The following is a 15,322-nucleotide window of genomic DNA, read 5'->3' as shown; positions in this document are numbered from 1 at the left end:
TCAGACGTCCTTGACGGTCCACTGTGGACCGTTCGGGGTGTCTTCCACCACGATGCCCGCCTGTTGGAGGCGGTCACGCGCGGCGTCCGCACGGGCGAAGTCCTTCTCGGCGCGGGCCTGCTGCCGTTCGGCGAGCAGCCCCTCCACGAGTTCGGACAGCGCCTGCCGAGTGGGCGTTTCGTTGCCGCCCGCCTCGGACCAGCGCGCGGAGAGCGGGTCGAGGCCGAGCACGTCGGTCATCGCGCGCACGGAGGCGGCGATTTCGAGTGCCTTGGAATTGTCGGCCGCGTCGAGCGCGGCGTTACCGTCGCGGACCGTGTTGTGCAGCACTGCGAACGCCTGCGGAGTGGCCAGGTCGTCGTCGAGCGCGGCGGCGAACCCGTCCGGGACCTCGCCGAGGTGGACCGCGCCGGCGATACCCGCCGTGCGGCGGAGGAACTGCTCGATCCGCCGGTAGCCCTGCGCGGCTTCGGTGACCGCCCCGTCGGAGTACTCGATCGTCGACCGGTAATGCGGCTGGACCAGGTAATACCGCAGTTCGGGCGCCCGGTAGTCCTCGAGCATCGCCGGGATCGAGACCGTGTTGCCCAGCGACTTGGACATCTTCTCGCCGGACATGGTCACCCAGGCGTTGTGCAGCCAGAACCGCGCGAACCCGTCGCCCGCCGCGTTGGACTGCGCGCGCTCGTTCTCGTGGTGCGGGAACACCAGGTCGACGCCGCCGCCGTGGATGTCGAACTCCGCGCCGAGGTACGCCGTCGCCATCGCCGAGCATTCGAGGTGCCAGCCTGGACGGCCGGAACCCCACGGCGTCGGCCATGACGGCTCGCCCGGCTTCGCGGCCTTCCACAGCGTGAAGTCGCGCGGGTCGCGCTTGCCCTCGCCGAGGCTCTCGCCCTGCTGGACCTCGTCGAGCTTCTGGCCGGAGAGATCGCCGTAACCGTCGAACGCCTTGACCGAGAAGTACACGTCGCCGCCCGAGGCGTAGGCATGCCCGCCGTCGATCAGCCGCCGCATCAGTTCGACCATCTGCGTGACGTGCCCTGTCGCCCGAGGGGCGATCGAAGGCGGCAGGCAGCCCAGCGACTCGTACGCCGATTCGAAGGCGCGCTCATGCGTGGCCGCCCACTCCCACCAGGGACGATCCGCGTCCGCGGCCTTGGTGAGGATCTTGTCGTCGATGTCGGTGACGTTGCGGACCATCAGCACGTCGAGTCCACTGTGGACGAGCCAGCGGCGCAGGACGTCGTAGTTGAGCGCGCCGCGGACGTGACCGATATGGGGAACGCCCTGCACAGTGGCACCACACACGTACATGGACGCCGTTCCGCTACGGGCGGGGTGGAATTCCCGCACGCTCCGGGTCGCGGTGTCATAGAGGTGTAGTGCCACCCTAAAAGGGTACGGGGTCGGCGTGAGCGGTGTCGCAGTGACCGTATTACAGCACGTTATGGGTACGCATGACGTTGAGCAGGGCGTCCGGTCGTTCGGCCGTCGGCAGTGGCTCCACCAGCGCGAACGCGCAGCCGATCTCGCGTGCGGCGCCGTCGGCCTCCTCGCTGTCGCCGACCATGAGCGTTTCCGCCGGGTCGACGCCGAGCCGCTCGACGGCCGCGCGGAAGATCTCCGGCTCCGGCTTCACCGCGCCGACCTCGAACGACAGGATGAACTCGTCGACGTAGGCGTCCCAGCCGCGGCGGCTGAACGCCGGCCGGATGTCGAAGGCGATGTTGCTCAGCACCCCGAGCTTCACACCCTTGCCGGAGACGCCCTTGAGGACGGCTTCGGTGTCCGGGTACGGCGTCCACTGGGTGGGATCGATCAGCCGGGTGTAGAGCGAGACGGCCTGCTCGGCGTGTGGCACCCCGGACTGCTTGAGGACCTCGAGGTACACCTTCCGGTGCAGCACCGGGTCGCGGTCGCGGTGGTTCCAGGCGTGCAGGTGCTCCTCGTCGAGATCGACGACCTGGCCGACCGGCGCGGTCATCCGGCGCATCAGCTCGGTCTGGGCCTCGATGTCGAGCCGTTCCCCCTCGTGGTCGGTGAGGTCGGCGAGCCAGGTCTCGTCCTGTTCGAGGCGGAAGACCGTGCCGGAGAAGTCGAACAACACAGCGCGAAAGGTCACGAACCCCACATTAGCCACGATCGTGGGACCTTCGCCGCTCCCCGCTCGTGAGAGGAACGGTCCGTTCCTTGCGAAATTCGCAAGGAACGGACCGTTCATGGCGCGGGGTCAGGCGGTGTTGCCGGTGATCTTGGCCGGCGTGATCCGGACCAGCACGCGGACGACGTCCGCCGGCTCCTCCGGGTAGTCCTTGCCGAGATACTTGTGCGACAGCTCGTTGATCAGCTCGCGTCCGCCTTCGTCGGTCATCTCCACGGTCCCGCGGATCTCGACGTAGTCGTACGGGTTCTCCTGGTCGAAGACCGAGACGGACACCCGCGGGTCCCTGGCCATGTTCCGCTCCTTGAGACGGCCGCGGACGGTCGCGAAGATCACCGTGTCGCCGTCCCGCTTCGCCCACAGCACGGAAGTCTGCGCGGAGCCGTCGGCGTTGATGGTCGCCAGCACCGGGAAGTTGTTGCCGTCGAGGAGCTTCTTGGTCGCGTCGTTGAAGGTCACACCCATGTCCGAATCCTAAACAGCCTGATCAACGAACGTTCCCGGCGATCCTGTCCACTCGCAGGCGGACGATCACCCGCTCGACCTCCGGGCCCTCCGGGGGCGGATCCTGGCCGAGGTACTTGTGGCTCAACGCCTTCGGGAGTTCCTTGCCGGGGTCCGGCGTGATCGTGACCGTGCCCCGCAGTTGCGTGTGCCGGTACGGGTTCTCCGCGTCTAGGATCGACACGCTCGCGCGCGGATCGCGCCGCAGGTTCCGTACCTTCAACCTGTCTTCGGTGGCGCTGAAGACCAGATCGCCGTCGTCGATGCCCACCCAGATGACCGAGGTCTGCGGGCCGCCGTCGGCGTCCAGCGTGGCCACGGTCGCGAAGTTCTTGCCGTCCACCAGCTCGCGGACCGGTTCGGGAAGTGTGACTGCCATGACAACCCGAACCGGCTCCGGGCGACGGCTATTCCTGCGAGGGCAGGAGTAACGCCGTCGCGAATGCCGCGACGCCCTCGCCGCGCCCGGTCAGGCCGAGTCCGTCGGTCGTCGTCCCGGAGACGCTCACCGGCCCGCCGACGGCCTCGCTCAACACCTTCTGGGCCTCTCCGCGGCGCTTCCCGACGCGCGGCGCGTTGCCCACGATCTGGACGGTCGCGTTGCCGACGGTCCAGCCGCTCGCCTCGACCAGGCGCCGAGCCTCCGCGAGGAACTCGACACCGTGCTTGCCCGCCCACCGCGGATCGCCGGTGCCGAACACCGCGCCGAGATCACCGAGCCCGGCCGCGGACAGCAGCGCGTCACACAACGCGTGTGCCGCGACGTCACCGTCGGAATGTCCCGCGCAGCCGTCGACGCCGGGCCAGAGAAGACCGGCGATCCAGCATTCGCGGCCCGCCTCGACGGGGTGGACGTCGACGCCGTTGCCGATCCTCACAGGGTCTCTCTTTCTCTTCGCCTGTTTGCGCGCGACCGCGATCGCGTCGCCAGGGCGCACGTTAGCGAGTCACGTCCGGATCCGGGGATGGCGCCCCGCCGCCGCGATAGCGGGGCCTGGCGGCCGCCCGCGCGCTCTTCGGCCCACTCGGGTGCCGCGGCGCGAGCAGGTCACAGCGCTGGCTCTTTCTCTTCGCCTGTTTGCGCGCGACCAGATTAGATCCGGCGGTTCATGGAAGGGGTGCGCTCTTCGGGCCGCTCGGGTGCCGCGGCGGGAGCGGATCACAAGGCCCGTTCCCCTCTCCCGGCCACTGCGATCGCCTCGGCCAGTTTCAGTTCGAACGCGTTGGTGACGCGCATCGCGTCGGGATGCCCGGCGACGGTGTGCGCGCCATCGAGAGACGGCTTGTCGGCATACGAGAGAAAAGTCTCACGGGTGAAGCCGAGCGGGGTTTGGGCCGTGCGCAGATATGCGCGGTCTTCGGTGCCTGTGATCACTTTCGCCGTGTCGGTCACCTTCACGGTGTCCGCCATCGGCAGTACGGGAGCCACGAAAGGCGAGCCCGCACGGACCGAGTCCACGACGGCACGGACCGTGTCCGCGGGAGTGAACGCGCGCAACGCGTCGTGCACGAGAAGGACGGGGTTTCCGGCGATTTCGCTTTCGACGATGTCGAAAGCATGCTTGAGCGACGAGCCAGGTACTATCCGGCAACGCTCCTCGAAGCCGCTCAAAGCGGCCGAAAACAAGTCAGCACACCGCTCGGGGGCCGCTACGACCACCAGATCGAGATCCGGCAGCGCGAGCAGCCCCCGCACAGTGTGCGTGAGTAACGCCTCACCATTGACCGGCGCGAGAACGAGCTCCGCGTCGGAGGCATGGTGGTCGACGACAGTGACGAACACGATCGTGCTCATATGGACGGTGCTCATATGTGCGCGATCGTAGAGGTATCCCTCGCAGCCTCACCTGGCGTGGGACACCCGCCGGTTCAGACTGCCGCGGTTTCCAGAACTTCGTCGAGGAGGACTTCAGCCTTGTCCTCGTCGGTGCCCTCCGCGAGCGCCAGCTCGCTGACCAGAATTTGCCGCGCCTTCGCCAGCATGCGCTTCTCGCCGGCTGAAAGTCCGCGGTCCTTCTCTCGCCGCCAGAGGTCGCGCACCACTTCGGCCACCTTGTTCACGTCGCCGGAGGCGAGCTTCTCAAGGTTGGCCTTGTACCGACGAGACCAGTTCGTGGGCTCTTCGGTGTGCGGAGCACGCAGAACGTCGAAAACCTTGTCCAGTCCTTCTTGCCCGACGACATCACGAACACCGACGATCTCGGCGTTGTCAGCGGGCACGCGAACCGTAAGATCCCCTTGCGCGACTTTGAGGACGAGGTACTTCTTCTCCTCGCCCTTGATCACGCGGGTCTCGATGGCTTCGATGAGTGCGGCACCGTGGTGCGGGTAGACGACGGTCTCTCCGACCTTGAAAACCATGTGTCCTCTGCCCCTTTCGCTGAATTCATCTTAGCACGTGCCGCCGAGGCCCACCTAGCGACCCGCGATCGTCGTCGCAGGTCAGCGGCCTGACGGTGGCCCGCCCGGGGGTTGACAAACTCAATTCGCCCATGCTCACGCTGGTGAGAAGCGAACGATTTCCAAATCCTTTGTGGACGGTTGATCTTGGGCACGTCACCGCATTGGTGGCGTGTCAACACGCACCGGGTTCTCCGGTCGCGAAGGCGCCCGGCTAGTCTTCGCGGTGAAGAGGCCGTGAGATGGAAGGACTCCGACGTGAGGCTGCAGAATCGTCGCGTGTTCGGCGCAGGTGTGCTGGCGCTCGGCGCCGCGCTCGTGCTCGCCGGCTGCAGTGCTGGTCAGATCACCCAGACCGACTCGCAGCAGCCCGCGGTCAACGGGACGTACGCGCAGGCGAAGGACTTGGTGCTGCGGAACGCCGCACTCCAGTTCCCCGCCGAAGGCCAGGCGTACCCGGCCGGTGCCGCCGCGCCGCTGACGCTGACCATCGTGAACCAGGGCAAGCAGGACGACGAGCTCGTCTCGGTGTCCTCCGACGCCGCCACGGGCGAGGCCAAGATCACCGGGGCCAAGGTCATCGTTTCGAGCCACGCGCTCGTGATCGGCCCGTCCGACGCGGTCGAGTCGACCAAGGAGGTCGCTCCGACGAGCGCCCCGTCCTCCGCGCCTTCGTCTTCCGGCGCGCCGTCTTCCTCAGGCGCCCCGTCGTCGAGCGTCGCCGGGACGGTCACGCCGTCCGCGGGTCCGGAGACGACCAACGCGCCGGATCAGGTGGGCAAGGCCACGATCGTGCTGCAGGGGCTGAAGCAGCCGGTGTGGGCAGGCCAGACGATCAAGGTCACCTTCGTCTTCAAGAACTCCGGTTCGATCACGCTGGACCTGCCGGTCGCGGCGCCGTCGCACCCGGGCAGCCGGGCACCCGCCCCGGAGAAGCCCGAGGCCGAGGGCGGCGGGCACTAAGTCTCCGTAGTACATGAAGGCCCCCTTCCTTGCGCCTAAGTACAGGAAGGGGGCCTTCATGTACTTGCGTCGTCGCCGGGTTTGCCGGGGTTTGTCGGTGGGGGCCGCTAGCCTCGCGGGGTGGTCAAGAAAGGCAGTACCTACCGCTGCGGTGAATGCGGGTACGAGGCGCCGAAGTGGGTCGGGCGCTGCCCGGAATGTCAGGCGTGGGGAACGCTCGAGGAGCGCGGCGACGCCCGCCCCGCGATAGCCAGGGTCGCGGCAGGCGCGCCCAGTGCCCCGGCGCGCCCGATCGGCGAGGTCGACGTCGAGACCGCGCGCGCCAAGCCCACCGGCGTCTCCGAACTGGACCGCGTGCTCGGCGGCGGATTCGTGCCGGGCGCGGTGATCCTGCTCGCCGGCGAGCCCGGTGTCGGCAAGTCGACCCTCCTGCTGGAGGTCGCCTACCAATGGGCGGCCACCGCGGGCCGCGCGCTGTACGTCACCGGTGAGGAGTCGGCGGGGCAGGTGCGTCTGCGCGCCGAGCGCACCGGCAACGTCCACGACGAGATGTTCCTCGCCGCCGAGAGTGATCTGTCCGCGATCCTCGGCCACGTCGACGCGGTCAAGCCGGGGGTGCTGATCGTCGACTCGGTCCAGACCATGGCCTCGCCGCAGGTGGAGGGCGCGCCGGGCGGGGTCACGCAGGTCCGCGCGGTCACCGCCGGGCTGGTCGCGCTGGCCAAGGAGCGCGGGCTGCCGATCGTGCTGGTCGGCCACGTGACGAAGGACGGCTCGGTCGCCGGGCCGCGCGTGCTGGAGCACCTGGTCGACGTCGTCCTGCAGTTCGAGGGTGACAAGCATTCGACGCTGCGGATGCTGCGCGGGATCAAGAACCGCTTCGGCGCCGCCGACGAGATCGGCTGCTTCGAACTGGTCGAAGAGGGCATCGTGGGCGTGCCCGACCCGTCCGGGCTGTTCCTGAGTCACACCGCCGAGCCGGTCGCCGGCACCGCCGTCACGGTGACGATGGAGGGCAAGCGGCCGTTGCTGGGAGAGGTGCAGGCGCTGGTCTCGGCCACGCAGTCGCCCCAGCCCCGGCGCGCGGTGAGCGGTCTCGATTCGGCGCGGGTCGCGATGGTGCTGGCCGTGGTGGAGAAGCGGGCGGGTATCAAGGTCGGTGACAAGGACGTCTACGTGGCGACGGTCGGCGGTATGAAGATCACCGAGCCGGGGATCGACCTGGCGGTGGTGCTCGCCCTGATCTCGTCGGCGACGGACACCCCGCTCTCGCCCAAACTCGTCGCGATGGGCGAGGTCGGGCTGTCGGGCGAGGTCCGGCGGGTGCCGAGCGTCGGGCGGCGGCTCGCGGAGGCCGCCCGGCTCGGCTTCACCTACGCGCTGGTGCCGCCGGACTCCGGCAAGATCCCGCCGGGCATCCGGGTGCTGGAGGTCTCGGACGTCGGAAGCGCGCTCAACGCCGCCAAGCACGCGCGCTAGCCAGGCGGGGGGCCGCCGTCGTCGGTGATCCCCACCGTGATCGTCGTGTCGAACAAGGTCAGCCGCGGCCAGCCCTCGTCCTGGCCGGTGGACCGGACGGCGCGGTTCCCGGTGACGGACGCCGTGCCCCTGTCGACGACGAACGTGCGCGTCTGGTCCGGCAACGCGACCGTGAAGGACACCGCGGGCCGTCCGCCGGGACCTGCCACGCTTTCCACGGCGATGCCGGGCATTTCCGCGAGCGCTTTGCACAGTGCCACGCGCAGCGCGCCGAAGCCCTGGGAAGACCGGAGGACGTTGAAGGCCATCTCGAACATCTCGGGCGCCGAGTTCGGCTGCACCGGTGAGCGGCCGTCCGGCCAGAGGCCGTCGCGGCGGAGCCGCTCGGACAGCTTGGCCGGTTCGGTGGGCAGTTCCGAAAGGAACTCCGGGGTGGGGTGGGTCCACCCGCTTTTCGACGGCAGCCGATCCCGGGACGGGACGGGCGGCTGGGCCTCGGAGGTGTTCAACGGCGGAGGCGCCGGTGACGTGGTGGTGGTTCGAGGCGGCTTCGCCTCGTCCACGGTGACGTGGGACGACGGGCCCGGAAGCGCTTCGCCGTAGGACATAGCCGTCTGGTAGTCGCCCTTGACCCAGCGGATCTCGCCGGTTCCGGTGAAGCGCGTCTTGATCGGCTTCGAGCCGTGCGGCGGCAGCCAGCGCTCGAGGATTTCGTGGGTTTGGTAGACGAGCCCGGTCTTGGTGACGTGCGTGGTCCAAGTGGATTCGGTGACGAGCCGGTACTGGTCGTCCCCGATCGGGAAGTCGTCGCCGTGGAGGGCTTCGAGCGCGTCTTCGCCCCGGGTGAGGGCCGAGTGGGCCGCGGGGTCCGAGCCGTCGTCGGCGGTGAGGACGTTCGTCGCCACGATCCCGCCGCCGGACACCAGCGCCGCGGCGGCCGCGGCCGCGATCCATCGCCACGAGCCCGGCCGCTTCTTCACCGGCGGCGCGGTCACGGGGAGGAGTTCGTCCTCGACGTCGCCCGCGGCCCGCAGGAGTGCCGCCCTGGCGCGGGACAGTTCGTCCTGCCGGGTTTCCGGTTCGGCGTGGAGGCCGGCCAGCGCCTCGTCGAGTTCGGCCTCGGACCACACCTTCCTGATGCTACCGCCGTGCACTTTTCCCCTCCTCCTCGTGACTCGAATTGTCCTTTGTGGACTCCGGTGCGTTGGCGCGCAGCCATCTCCGGATCCGGTGCAGCCGCGATCTGACCGTCCCGGCGGGAATCCCGAGCGCCTCGGCGACCTCACCGGGTTCCAGTCCCGCCCAGGAGACCAGCAGCAGGGTGTCCCGGTCCGCGACGCTCAATTCGGCCAGCGCGCCAGCCAGCTGGGCGGCGCGGGACTGCGCGTCGACGCGCTCGGCGACACGGCCGTCGTGCCCGGCCGAGACCGTCTGATCGGCGGACGCGAGCCGGGCCGTCGCGGCGAGCGCACGGGTCTCCGTGCGGACGTGGTGCCGCAGCAGGTTCGTCGCGATGCCGTACAGCCACGCCCTCGCCGTCCCGGCCTCGGGGCGGTACGTCTCCCGCCGACGGAGCGCCACGAGGAACGTCTCGGCGACGAGGTCGTGCGCGGTCTCCGTGCCGACGCGGCGCGCGAGGTAGCGCTGCAGCGGGGCGGCGTGGGCGTCGAAGAGCATGCCGAAGACGGGTGCGGGGTCGGGACCACCGAGATCCGGCCTGTCCTGCCCACACGAGCCGGCCTGCTCGTGATCGTCTTTCATCACCTGCACGCTCGCTATTGCCCGATGAGCCCCCGAGCGTTCATTTCATCCTACTTTCGTCGTAGGCCGATCAGGGAAGCCGCAGGTGAGGGCGCAGACAAAAGCCGCTGGACCGGCGATCATGTTCACTATTCACCGATCCGAAGTGAAACTGGGGAAGGATTACCATGCGTCGATTCAGGACCGCGGTCGTCACCGCGCTCGCGGTGTCCGCACTGATCACCGCTCCGGCGGTGGCCGTCGCTCAAGGTGAAAATGTCGTACCCGCGCCCGACTTCGTGAAATCGATGCCCGCGCCCGCCAAGGTCGAAGGGGTCAGGGCGGCCGCGGAACTCAACATCCAGTACCAGGTCCAGCAGACCGGGTACTGGTGCGGTCCGGCCGCCACCCGCATCGCCATCTCGGCGAAGAACGGCAACCCGCCGAGCCAGCAGCAGCTCGCGAACGAGCTCCCGACCAGCACCAACGGCACCGACTGGATCGGGCAGGTCACCCGCGTCCTCAACAACCACGTCGCCGGTGGCTGGTACGAGACCAAGGAGATGCCGAACGACCCGCCGACCCAGGCGCAGCGCGACCTCCTGTGGCGCGACATCGTGCTGGACATCGACAAGGGCTACGCGATCGTCGCGAACATCGTCGCCCCGGCGGACAACCACCCGCCGGGCTACCCGAACTACACGATCTACCACTACTTCACGATCATCGGCTACAACAGCGGCAACATGACGGTGAAGATCGCCGACCCGGCCAACTTCGGCGGCAACCAGATCTACTGGCTCACCTTCAACCAGCTCGCCACCCTGATCCCGCCGAAGGGCTACTCGGCCTGACCCCTGCCGCGTTTCGTCCTCTGAACGCGGTCGTTGCACGCGCAAGCACCGCATTCAGAGGACGAAACGCGCGAGTTTGTACGAATCTTGTACGTAAGGGTTCGAAACTTCCGGGTATGCGCATCAAAACGCTCGGTCTGCTGGCCGCCTCAATGCTGGCCCTCATCGCCGCGCCGGCCCAGGCCGCCGACGGCAACCCCCTTGAGAAGACCAACGGCTTCTACGTCGACCCGAACTCGAACCCGGCGGTCTGGGTGAAGGATCACCCGGGCAGCACCGCCGACAAGATCAAGGCCGCCATCTCCACCAAGGCGGGCGCCCGCTGGTTCGGTAACTGGAGCGGGAACATCAAGACCGCCGTCGACGGCTACACCTACGCCGCCGACGTCGCGGACAAGCTGCCGATCCTGGTCGCCTACAACATCCCCGGCCGCGACTGCGGCGGTCACTCCGGTGGTGGCGCGGGCAGCCCGGAGGCGTACCGCACCTGGATCTCGAACTTCGCCGACGGCATCGGCGGCAAGCCCGCGGTCGTCGTCATCGAGCCGGACGCCCTCGCGCAGGTCGACTGCCTGCCCGCCGGCGAGCGTCAGACCCGCCTCGACCTGCTCAAGTACGCCGCGGAGCAGTTCGCCGCGAAGGCTCCGAACACCTGGGCCTACATGGACGGCGGCAACTCGACCTGGATCCCCGCCGCCACCATGGCCGACCGGCTCAACGCCGTCGGCGTGAAGTCGATCCGCGGCCTCGCGATCAACGTGTCGAACTACAAGACCACCACCGACTCGGCGAACTACGGCAAGGCCGTCAGCGCGGCGCTGTCGAGCAAGTACGGCTACACCAAGCCGTTCGTGATCGACACGAGCCGCAACGGCAACGGCCCGCGGGGTTCCGAATGGTGCAACCCGGCCGGACGCAAGCTCGGGGCGACCTCGCAGGTCGGCGGCGGCGCCGAGATGCTGCTCTGGGTCAAGGTGCCCGGTGACTCCGACGGCAAATGCGGGATCGCGCCGAACGTCGAAGCCGGTAAATTCAGCCCCGATCTGGCCCTGCGCCTGATCAGCGGGACCTGACCTCTCCCTCCAGACCCGTCGCGCCGGCTGTTCGTCTGTGACTTTCGTTCTCCCGAGAAGGCGAAGGCCACGACCCCTTGGACAGCAGCCGGCGCGACACCTCCATTCCCCCGCGAAGGCCCCCTTCACTCGGCCCAGCCGAGTGAAGGGGGCCTTCGCGCGCTTCCGGTAGTACGGTGCGAAGTGACCTGAGTCACAAGATCGACCGAGGAGGCGGCGCCGTGGAGTTCCAGCTGGGGATCGGCACCAGGAAGGGTCTGTTCCTCGCCCGGGGTGCGGACAGGGAGAGCTGGGAACTGTCCGCACCGAAGTTCCCGATGGAGGCCGTGCGGGCGGTGGCGATGACGCCGTCCAGGGTCTACGCCGCCGCGGTCAACGAACACTTCGGCCCCACGATCGCGACGTCCGACGACTTCGGCGAGACCTGGTCCGAACCCGATCACGCCCCGGTGGCCTTCCCCGCGGACACGGAGACCGCGCTCGAAGGCATCTGGCAGATCGTGATCGCCGGTGACGTCGTCTACGCGGGTGTCGAACCGTCGGCGCTGTTCCGGTCCGAAGACGGCGGCGAGACCTTCGAGCTCGTCCGCGGCCTGTGGGACCACGAGCACCGTCCACACTGGACTCCCGGTGGCGGCGGCCAGATGATCCACACGGTCCTGCCGCATCCCTCGGATCCCGGCCGGATCACCGTCGCCATGTCAACGGGCGGGGTCTACCGCACCGCGGACGGCGGCAAGAGCTGGACGGCGGCCAACCGGGGGATCAGCGCGGATTTCCTGCCCGACGAGGAGCCCGAATTCGGGCAGTGCGTGCACAAGGTCGCGATGCATCCGTCGCGTCCCGAGCGCTTCTTCCTGCAGAACCACGGCGGCGTCTACCGCAGCGACGACGACGCGAGGACGTGGAAGTCCATCGCCGACGGCCTGCCGAACGACTTCGGCTTCGCCATGGTCGTGCATCCGTCGGAACCGGACACCGTCTACAACTTCCCTTTGGTGGCCGACGCGCTCCGCTTCCCGCCGGAAGGCCGCTGCCGCGTCTATCGCAGCGAGGACGCGGGCGAGACCTGGACAGGGCTCGGGAACGGCTTGCCGGACAAGGATTTCTACGCGGGTGTGCTGCGGGATGGGATGTGCGTCGACGCTCGGGACGGCATCTACTTCGGCACCCGGTCCGGTGAAGTGTGGGCCAGTCCCGACGAAGGCGACACCTGGCATCAGGTGGCCGCGCATCTGCCGGACGTGCTGTGCGTGCGGGCGCAGGTGGTCTAGGTGGTCCGGGTCCTGCTGCCCGCGATGCTGCGACCTCTCGCGGGCGGCGCGGGAACACTGGAGGCCGACGCACCGACGCTCGACGCGGTCCTGGACTCGCTCGGCGCCGAGTACCCGGCGCTGGAACGCCGTCTGCGCGACGAAACCGGCGCGCTGCGGCGCTACGTGAACTTCTACGTGGACGGCGAGGAGTGCCGCCGTCTCGACGGCGCCAAGACCTCCCTCACCGATGCGAAGGAGGTCCAGATCATCCCGTCCGTCGCCGGTGGCTGAAGGTCAGGAAAGGGTCGTTCAGGACGAAAAATGTCCTGAACGACCCTTTCCTGACACTTGAGCGGGTTACCGGGAGAGCAGGTTCGCGCAGCGGATCAGCCCGATGTGCGAGTACGCCTGCGGGTGGTTGCCCAGTGAGCGTTCCGCGATCGGGTCGAACTGCTCGGGCAGCAGACCGGTCGGGCCCGCGGCGTCGACGATCTGCGTGAACAGCTCCTCGGCCTCGGTACGCCGCCCGGTGAGCAGGTACGCCTCGATGAGCCAGGCCGCGCAGATGTGGAAACCGCCCTCGCCGCCGGGAAGGCCGTCGTCGCGGCGGTAACGGTACACAGTGGACCCACTGCGCAGTTCCGCCTCGATCGCGGTCACCGTGGACTGGAAGCGGGGATCGGCCGGGTCGATCAACCCGGTCAGCCCGACGAACAGCGAAGCGGCGTCGAGGTCCGTTCCGTCGTAAGCGGTGGTGAAGGCCTGGACCTCGTCGTTCCAGCCCTTTTCCAGGACGTCCGCGGCGATCTCGTCACGCAGCGAAGGCCACGCGCCCGGCACCGCCCGGCCGTAGACCTCGCCCAGTTTGATCGCCCTGTCGATGGTCACCCAGCACATCACCCGCGAGTACACCCGGTGGCGCGGCACGTGCCGCTCCTCCCAGATGCCGTGGTCCGGCTCGTTCCAGCGCCGCGTGACGGCCTCGGCCATCGCACGCACCATCTGCCAGTCCTCGTCGCGCAGTTCGCCGCGCGCCTCCGCCAGCGTCTGCACGAGTTCGACGACCGGGCCGAACACGTCCAGCTGCACCTGGTGGTTCGCCAGGTTGCCGACGCGGACCGGCCGCGAACCGGCGTACCCCGGCAGCGATTCGATGACCGCTTCGGCGCCGATGACGCTGCCCGCCAAGGTGTACAGCGGGTGCAGCCGTTCCGGGCCGGCCAAAGTGGACAGCACACCGTGCAGCCAGCGGAGGTAACCTTCGGCCTCTTCGGTCGAGCCGAGGTGTACCAGTTCACGCACGGTCATGGCCGCGTCACGGATCCAGCAGTAGCGGTAGTCCCAGTTGCGGACACCGCCGATCTCTTCCGGCAGCGAAGACGTCGCCGCCGCGAGCACACCGCCGGTGTCGGCGTTGACCAGTCCGCGCAAGGTCAGTGCCGAGCGGCCGACGAGGTCGGTCTGGACGCTGGGCAGTTTGAGCGTCTGCGACCAGGTGCTCCAGTAGTCGCCCGCACGCGAACGTCGCTCCACTTCGGACAGTTCGTGCGCGCCGAGATCCGAGGTTCCGCACCGGAGTTCGAGCACCACCGGGGTCTCCCGGGACGGGGTGACGAGCGCCGTCGCGGTGTCGTTCATCCCGTCGGAGCTGATCTCCCACTCCACACCCGGCGAGCGCAGCGCGAACGGTTCCGAGGTGCCCTGAACCAGGATCCCGTCCTCCTTGGCGACCAGTTTCACCGGCACGCCGCCGAATTCGGGGCGCGGCGCGAAAACGATCTCCGCCGCCGCCTCGCCCGAGATCACCCGGACGAGGTCCGTGCGGTGCGCGGGGCTCTCCGGCTCGAGGTAGTCGGTGACGAGCAACCGCGACCAGCGGGTCTCGACCGTCATCGTGTTCGGCAGGTAACGCTGCCCGAGCGGCAGGCCGTTGCGGTGCGGCTTGATCGAGAAGTGGCCGGCGCCGGCGCCGCCGAGCAGATCCGCGAAGATCGCGGGCGCGTCGGGGCCGGGGTGGCACAGCCAGGTCAGCCGGGCGTCCGGCGTGACGAGCGCCACCGAACGTTCGTTGGCCAGCATGGAAAGCCGCTCGATCGGCGGTGCCTGCTCCCCGTAGAGCCAGTTGCGGCGCTCTTCGAGCAGGAAGGCGAGCGCCATCGCGACGTCGACGGTGTCCGGAACGCGGTACTGCGCGAGGCTTTCCCCGTCACCGACCTTCACGCCGAGATCCGGGCCGGTGATCCGGGCGAACGCCTTCTCGTCGGTGACGTCGTCGCCGAGGAAGACCGCCGCCGTCGCGCCGACCTGGTGACGCAGGGTGTCCAGCGCGCGGCCCTTGTCCGTCTGGACGACCGCGAGCTCGACGACCTCCTTGCCGTCGGTCGTGGACACGCCCTCCCATTGCGCGGGTCCATTGTGGACATCACGCAGGACCTGGCGGCCCGCCTTGTGCTCGGCCCGGCGGACGTGCACGGCGATGCTCGCGGGCTTGACCTCGAGCGAGACGCCCGGCACATCGAGCACCAGGTTCTCCAGTTCGGCCTCAAGCCGCCTGTGGAGCTCGCGGGCCTTGTCGTCGAGCGCGTGGATGAAGCCGATGTCGAACTCGGAGCCGTGGCTGCCGACCAGGTTGACCTCGGCGGGGAGACGGGACAGGGTGGCGAGATCGCGCAGCGCGCGGCCGGAGATGACCGCGGTGGTCGTCTCGTGCAGGCCGGCCAGCGACCTGAGCGCGCCTACCGATTCGGGCAGCGGCCGGGCTTCGTCCGGATTGGCCGTGATCGGAGCGAGCGTGCCGTCGTAGTCGCAGGCGACCAGCAGCCGCGGCGTGCGCGCGACCTGGACAATCGCGCGCCTCAGCTCGGCGGGCAGTGCCTCGGCGGTCAACGA

Annotated in this window: 16 protein-coding genes; 6 read left to right on the top strand and 10 right to left on the bottom strand. The window is 68.8% G+C overall.

The features are described from left to right. From cysS to ACZ6DT_RS37810, 7 genes are all read right to left on the bottom strand, one after another. Complete coding sequence (gene cysS, locus ACZ6DT_RS37840; protein WP_465604216.1) at positions 1 to 1,392, bottom strand: cysteine--tRNA ligase; 1,392 nt, start codon at positions 1,390 to 1,392, stop codon at positions 1 to 3. A gap of 46 nt (positions 1,393 to 1,438) precedes the next feature. After that, positions 1,439 to 2,125, bottom strand: coding sequence for an HAD family hydrolase (locus ACZ6DT_RS37835; RefSeq protein WP_465604214.1), 687 nt, complete (start codon positions 2,123 to 2,125; stop codon positions 1,439 to 1,441). A gap of 108 nt (positions 2,126 to 2,233) precedes the next feature. Next, positions 2,234 to 2,629: a PPOX class F420-dependent oxidoreductase gene (locus ACZ6DT_RS37830; RefSeq protein WP_465604212.1), complete on the bottom strand. Its 396-nt coding sequence runs from the start codon at positions 2,627 to 2,629 to the stop codon at positions 2,234 to 2,236. 22 nt (positions 2,630 to 2,651) lie between these two features. After that, positions 2,652 to 3,047, bottom strand: a complete 396-nt coding sequence (locus tag ACZ6DT_RS37825; RefSeq protein WP_465604210.1) for a PPOX class F420-dependent oxidoreductase — start codon at positions 3,045 to 3,047, stop codon at positions 2,652 to 2,654. Between the two features lie 28 nt (positions 3,048 to 3,075). Next, positions 3,076 to 3,546 carry a 2-C-methyl-D-erythritol 2,4-cyclodiphosphate synthase gene (gene ispF, locus ACZ6DT_RS37820; protein WP_465604208.1) on the bottom strand — a complete coding sequence of 157 codons (471 nt, stop codon included), beginning with the start codon at positions 3,544 to 3,546 and terminating at the stop codon, positions 3,076 to 3,078. Positions 3,547 to 3,827: 281 nt separating this feature from the next. Beyond that, positions 3,828 to 4,478, bottom strand: coding sequence for an IspD/TarI family cytidylyltransferase (locus ACZ6DT_RS37815; RefSeq protein ID WP_465604206.1), 651 nt, complete (start codon positions 4,476 to 4,478; stop codon positions 3,828 to 3,830). Positions 4,479 to 4,537: 59 nt separating this feature from the next. Continuing rightward, entirely contained in the window at positions 4,538 to 5,029 is a 492-nt protein-coding gene (locus ACZ6DT_RS37810; protein WP_005165253.1) for a CarD family transcriptional regulator, read from the bottom strand. 297 nt (positions 5,030 to 5,326) lie between these two features. Between ACZ6DT_RS37810 and ACZ6DT_RS37805 the strand changes: the two genes are divergently transcribed. Continuing rightward, positions 5,327 to 6,031, top strand: coding sequence for a copper chaperone PCu(A)C domain-containing protein (locus tag ACZ6DT_RS37805; RefSeq protein ID WP_465604204.1), 705 nt, complete (start codon positions 5,327 to 5,329; stop codon positions 6,029 to 6,031). 120 nt (positions 6,032 to 6,151) lie between these two features. Then, a complete protein-coding gene (gene radA / locus ACZ6DT_RS37800) occupies positions 6,152 to 7,510 on the top strand; it encodes a DNA repair protein RadA (protein WP_465604202.1) in 1,359 nt (452 codons plus the stop codon). Here the strand turns inward: radA and ACZ6DT_RS37795 are convergent. Together ACZ6DT_RS37795 and ACZ6DT_RS37790 are read right to left on the bottom strand one after the other, a co-directional pair. Continuing rightward, entirely contained in the window at positions 7,507 to 8,664 is a 1,158-nt protein-coding gene (locus ACZ6DT_RS37795; RefSeq protein ID WP_465604200.1) for a CU044_5270 family protein, read from the bottom strand. The two genes, radA and ACZ6DT_RS37795, sit on opposite strands and share 4 nt — an antisense overlap. Further along, entirely contained in the window at positions 8,651 to 9,280 is a 630-nt protein-coding gene (locus ACZ6DT_RS37790) for an RNA polymerase sigma factor (RefSeq protein WP_465604198.1), read from the bottom strand. Before ACZ6DT_RS37790 ends, ACZ6DT_RS37795 begins: the two co-directional genes overlap by 14 nt. Positions 9,281 to 9,438: 158 nt before the next feature. Here ACZ6DT_RS37790 and ACZ6DT_RS37785 point away from each other — a divergent pair, with 158 nt between their 5' ends. The 4 genes from ACZ6DT_RS37785 to ACZ6DT_RS37770 all read left to right on the top strand — a co-directional run bounded on the left by ACZ6DT_RS37785 (position 9,439) and on the right by ACZ6DT_RS37770 (position 12,724). Beyond that, positions 9,439 to 10,104, top strand: coding sequence for a C39 family peptidase (locus ACZ6DT_RS37785; RefSeq protein WP_465604196.1), 666 nt, complete (start codon positions 9,439 to 9,441; stop codon positions 10,102 to 10,104). Positions 10,105 to 10,220: 116 nt separating this feature from the next. Continuing rightward, positions 10,221 to 11,177 carry a glycoside hydrolase family 6 protein gene (locus ACZ6DT_RS37780; RefSeq protein ID WP_465604194.1) on the top strand — a complete coding sequence of 319 codons (957 nt, stop codon included), beginning with the start codon at positions 10,221 to 10,223 and terminating at the stop codon, positions 11,175 to 11,177. A gap of 221 nt (positions 11,178 to 11,398) precedes the next feature. Next, the gene (locus ACZ6DT_RS37775) at positions 11,399 to 12,451 is read left to right on the top strand and encodes a WD40/YVTN/BNR-like repeat-containing protein (protein WP_465604192.1); all 1,053 of its coding nucleotides are present in this window, start codon (positions 11,399 to 11,401) and stop codon (positions 12,449 to 12,451) included. Next, entirely contained in the window at positions 12,452 to 12,724 is a 273-nt protein-coding gene (locus tag ACZ6DT_RS37770) for a MoaD/ThiS family protein (RefSeq protein WP_465604191.1), read from the top strand. Positions 12,725 to 12,790: 66 nt separating this feature from the next. Here ACZ6DT_RS37770 and otsB read toward each other — a convergent pair whose 3' ends face one another. Further along, positions 12,791 to 15,319 carry a trehalose-phosphatase gene (otsB, locus tag ACZ6DT_RS37765; protein ID WP_465604189.1) on the bottom strand — a complete coding sequence of 843 codons (2,529 nt, stop codon included), beginning with the start codon at positions 15,317 to 15,319 and terminating at the stop codon, positions 12,791 to 12,793. Between the last annotated feature and the right edge of the window lie 3 nt (positions 15,320 to 15,322).

It is taken from the genome of Amycolatopsis sp. NPDC041971, from assembly GCF_055588925.1.
Note: the sequence above shows the minus strand (reverse complement) of the source record. Positions and strands in the feature narration are given on the sequence as shown.

What these genes read in the sequence shown, in the direction of transcription:
- ACZ6DT_RS37810 (WP_005165253.1), bottom strand. Translation starts at nt 5,029, where the DNA reads ATGGTTTTCAAGGTCGGAGAGACCGTCGTCTACCCGCACCACGGTGCC.
- ACZ6DT_RS37825 (WP_465604210.1), bottom strand. Translation starts at nt 3,047, where the DNA reads ATGGCAGTCACACTTCCCGAACCGGTCCGCGAGCTGGTGGACGGCAAG.
- ACZ6DT_RS37815 (WP_465604206.1), bottom strand. Translation starts at nt 4,478, where the DNA reads ATGAGCACCGTCCATATGAGCACGATCGTGTTCGTCACTGTCGTCGAC.
- ACZ6DT_RS37780 (WP_465604194.1), top strand. Translation starts at nt 10,221, where the DNA reads ATGCGCATCAAAACGCTCGGTCTGCTGGCCGCCTCAATGCTGGCCCTC.
- ACZ6DT_RS37830 (WP_465604212.1), bottom strand. Translation starts at nt 2,629, where the DNA reads ATGGGTGTGACCTTCAACGACGCGACCAAGAAGCTCCTCGACGGCAAC.
- ACZ6DT_RS37785 (WP_465604196.1), top strand. Translation starts at nt 9,439, where the DNA reads ATGCGTCGATTCAGGACCGCGGTCGTCACCGCGCTCGCGGTGTCCGCA.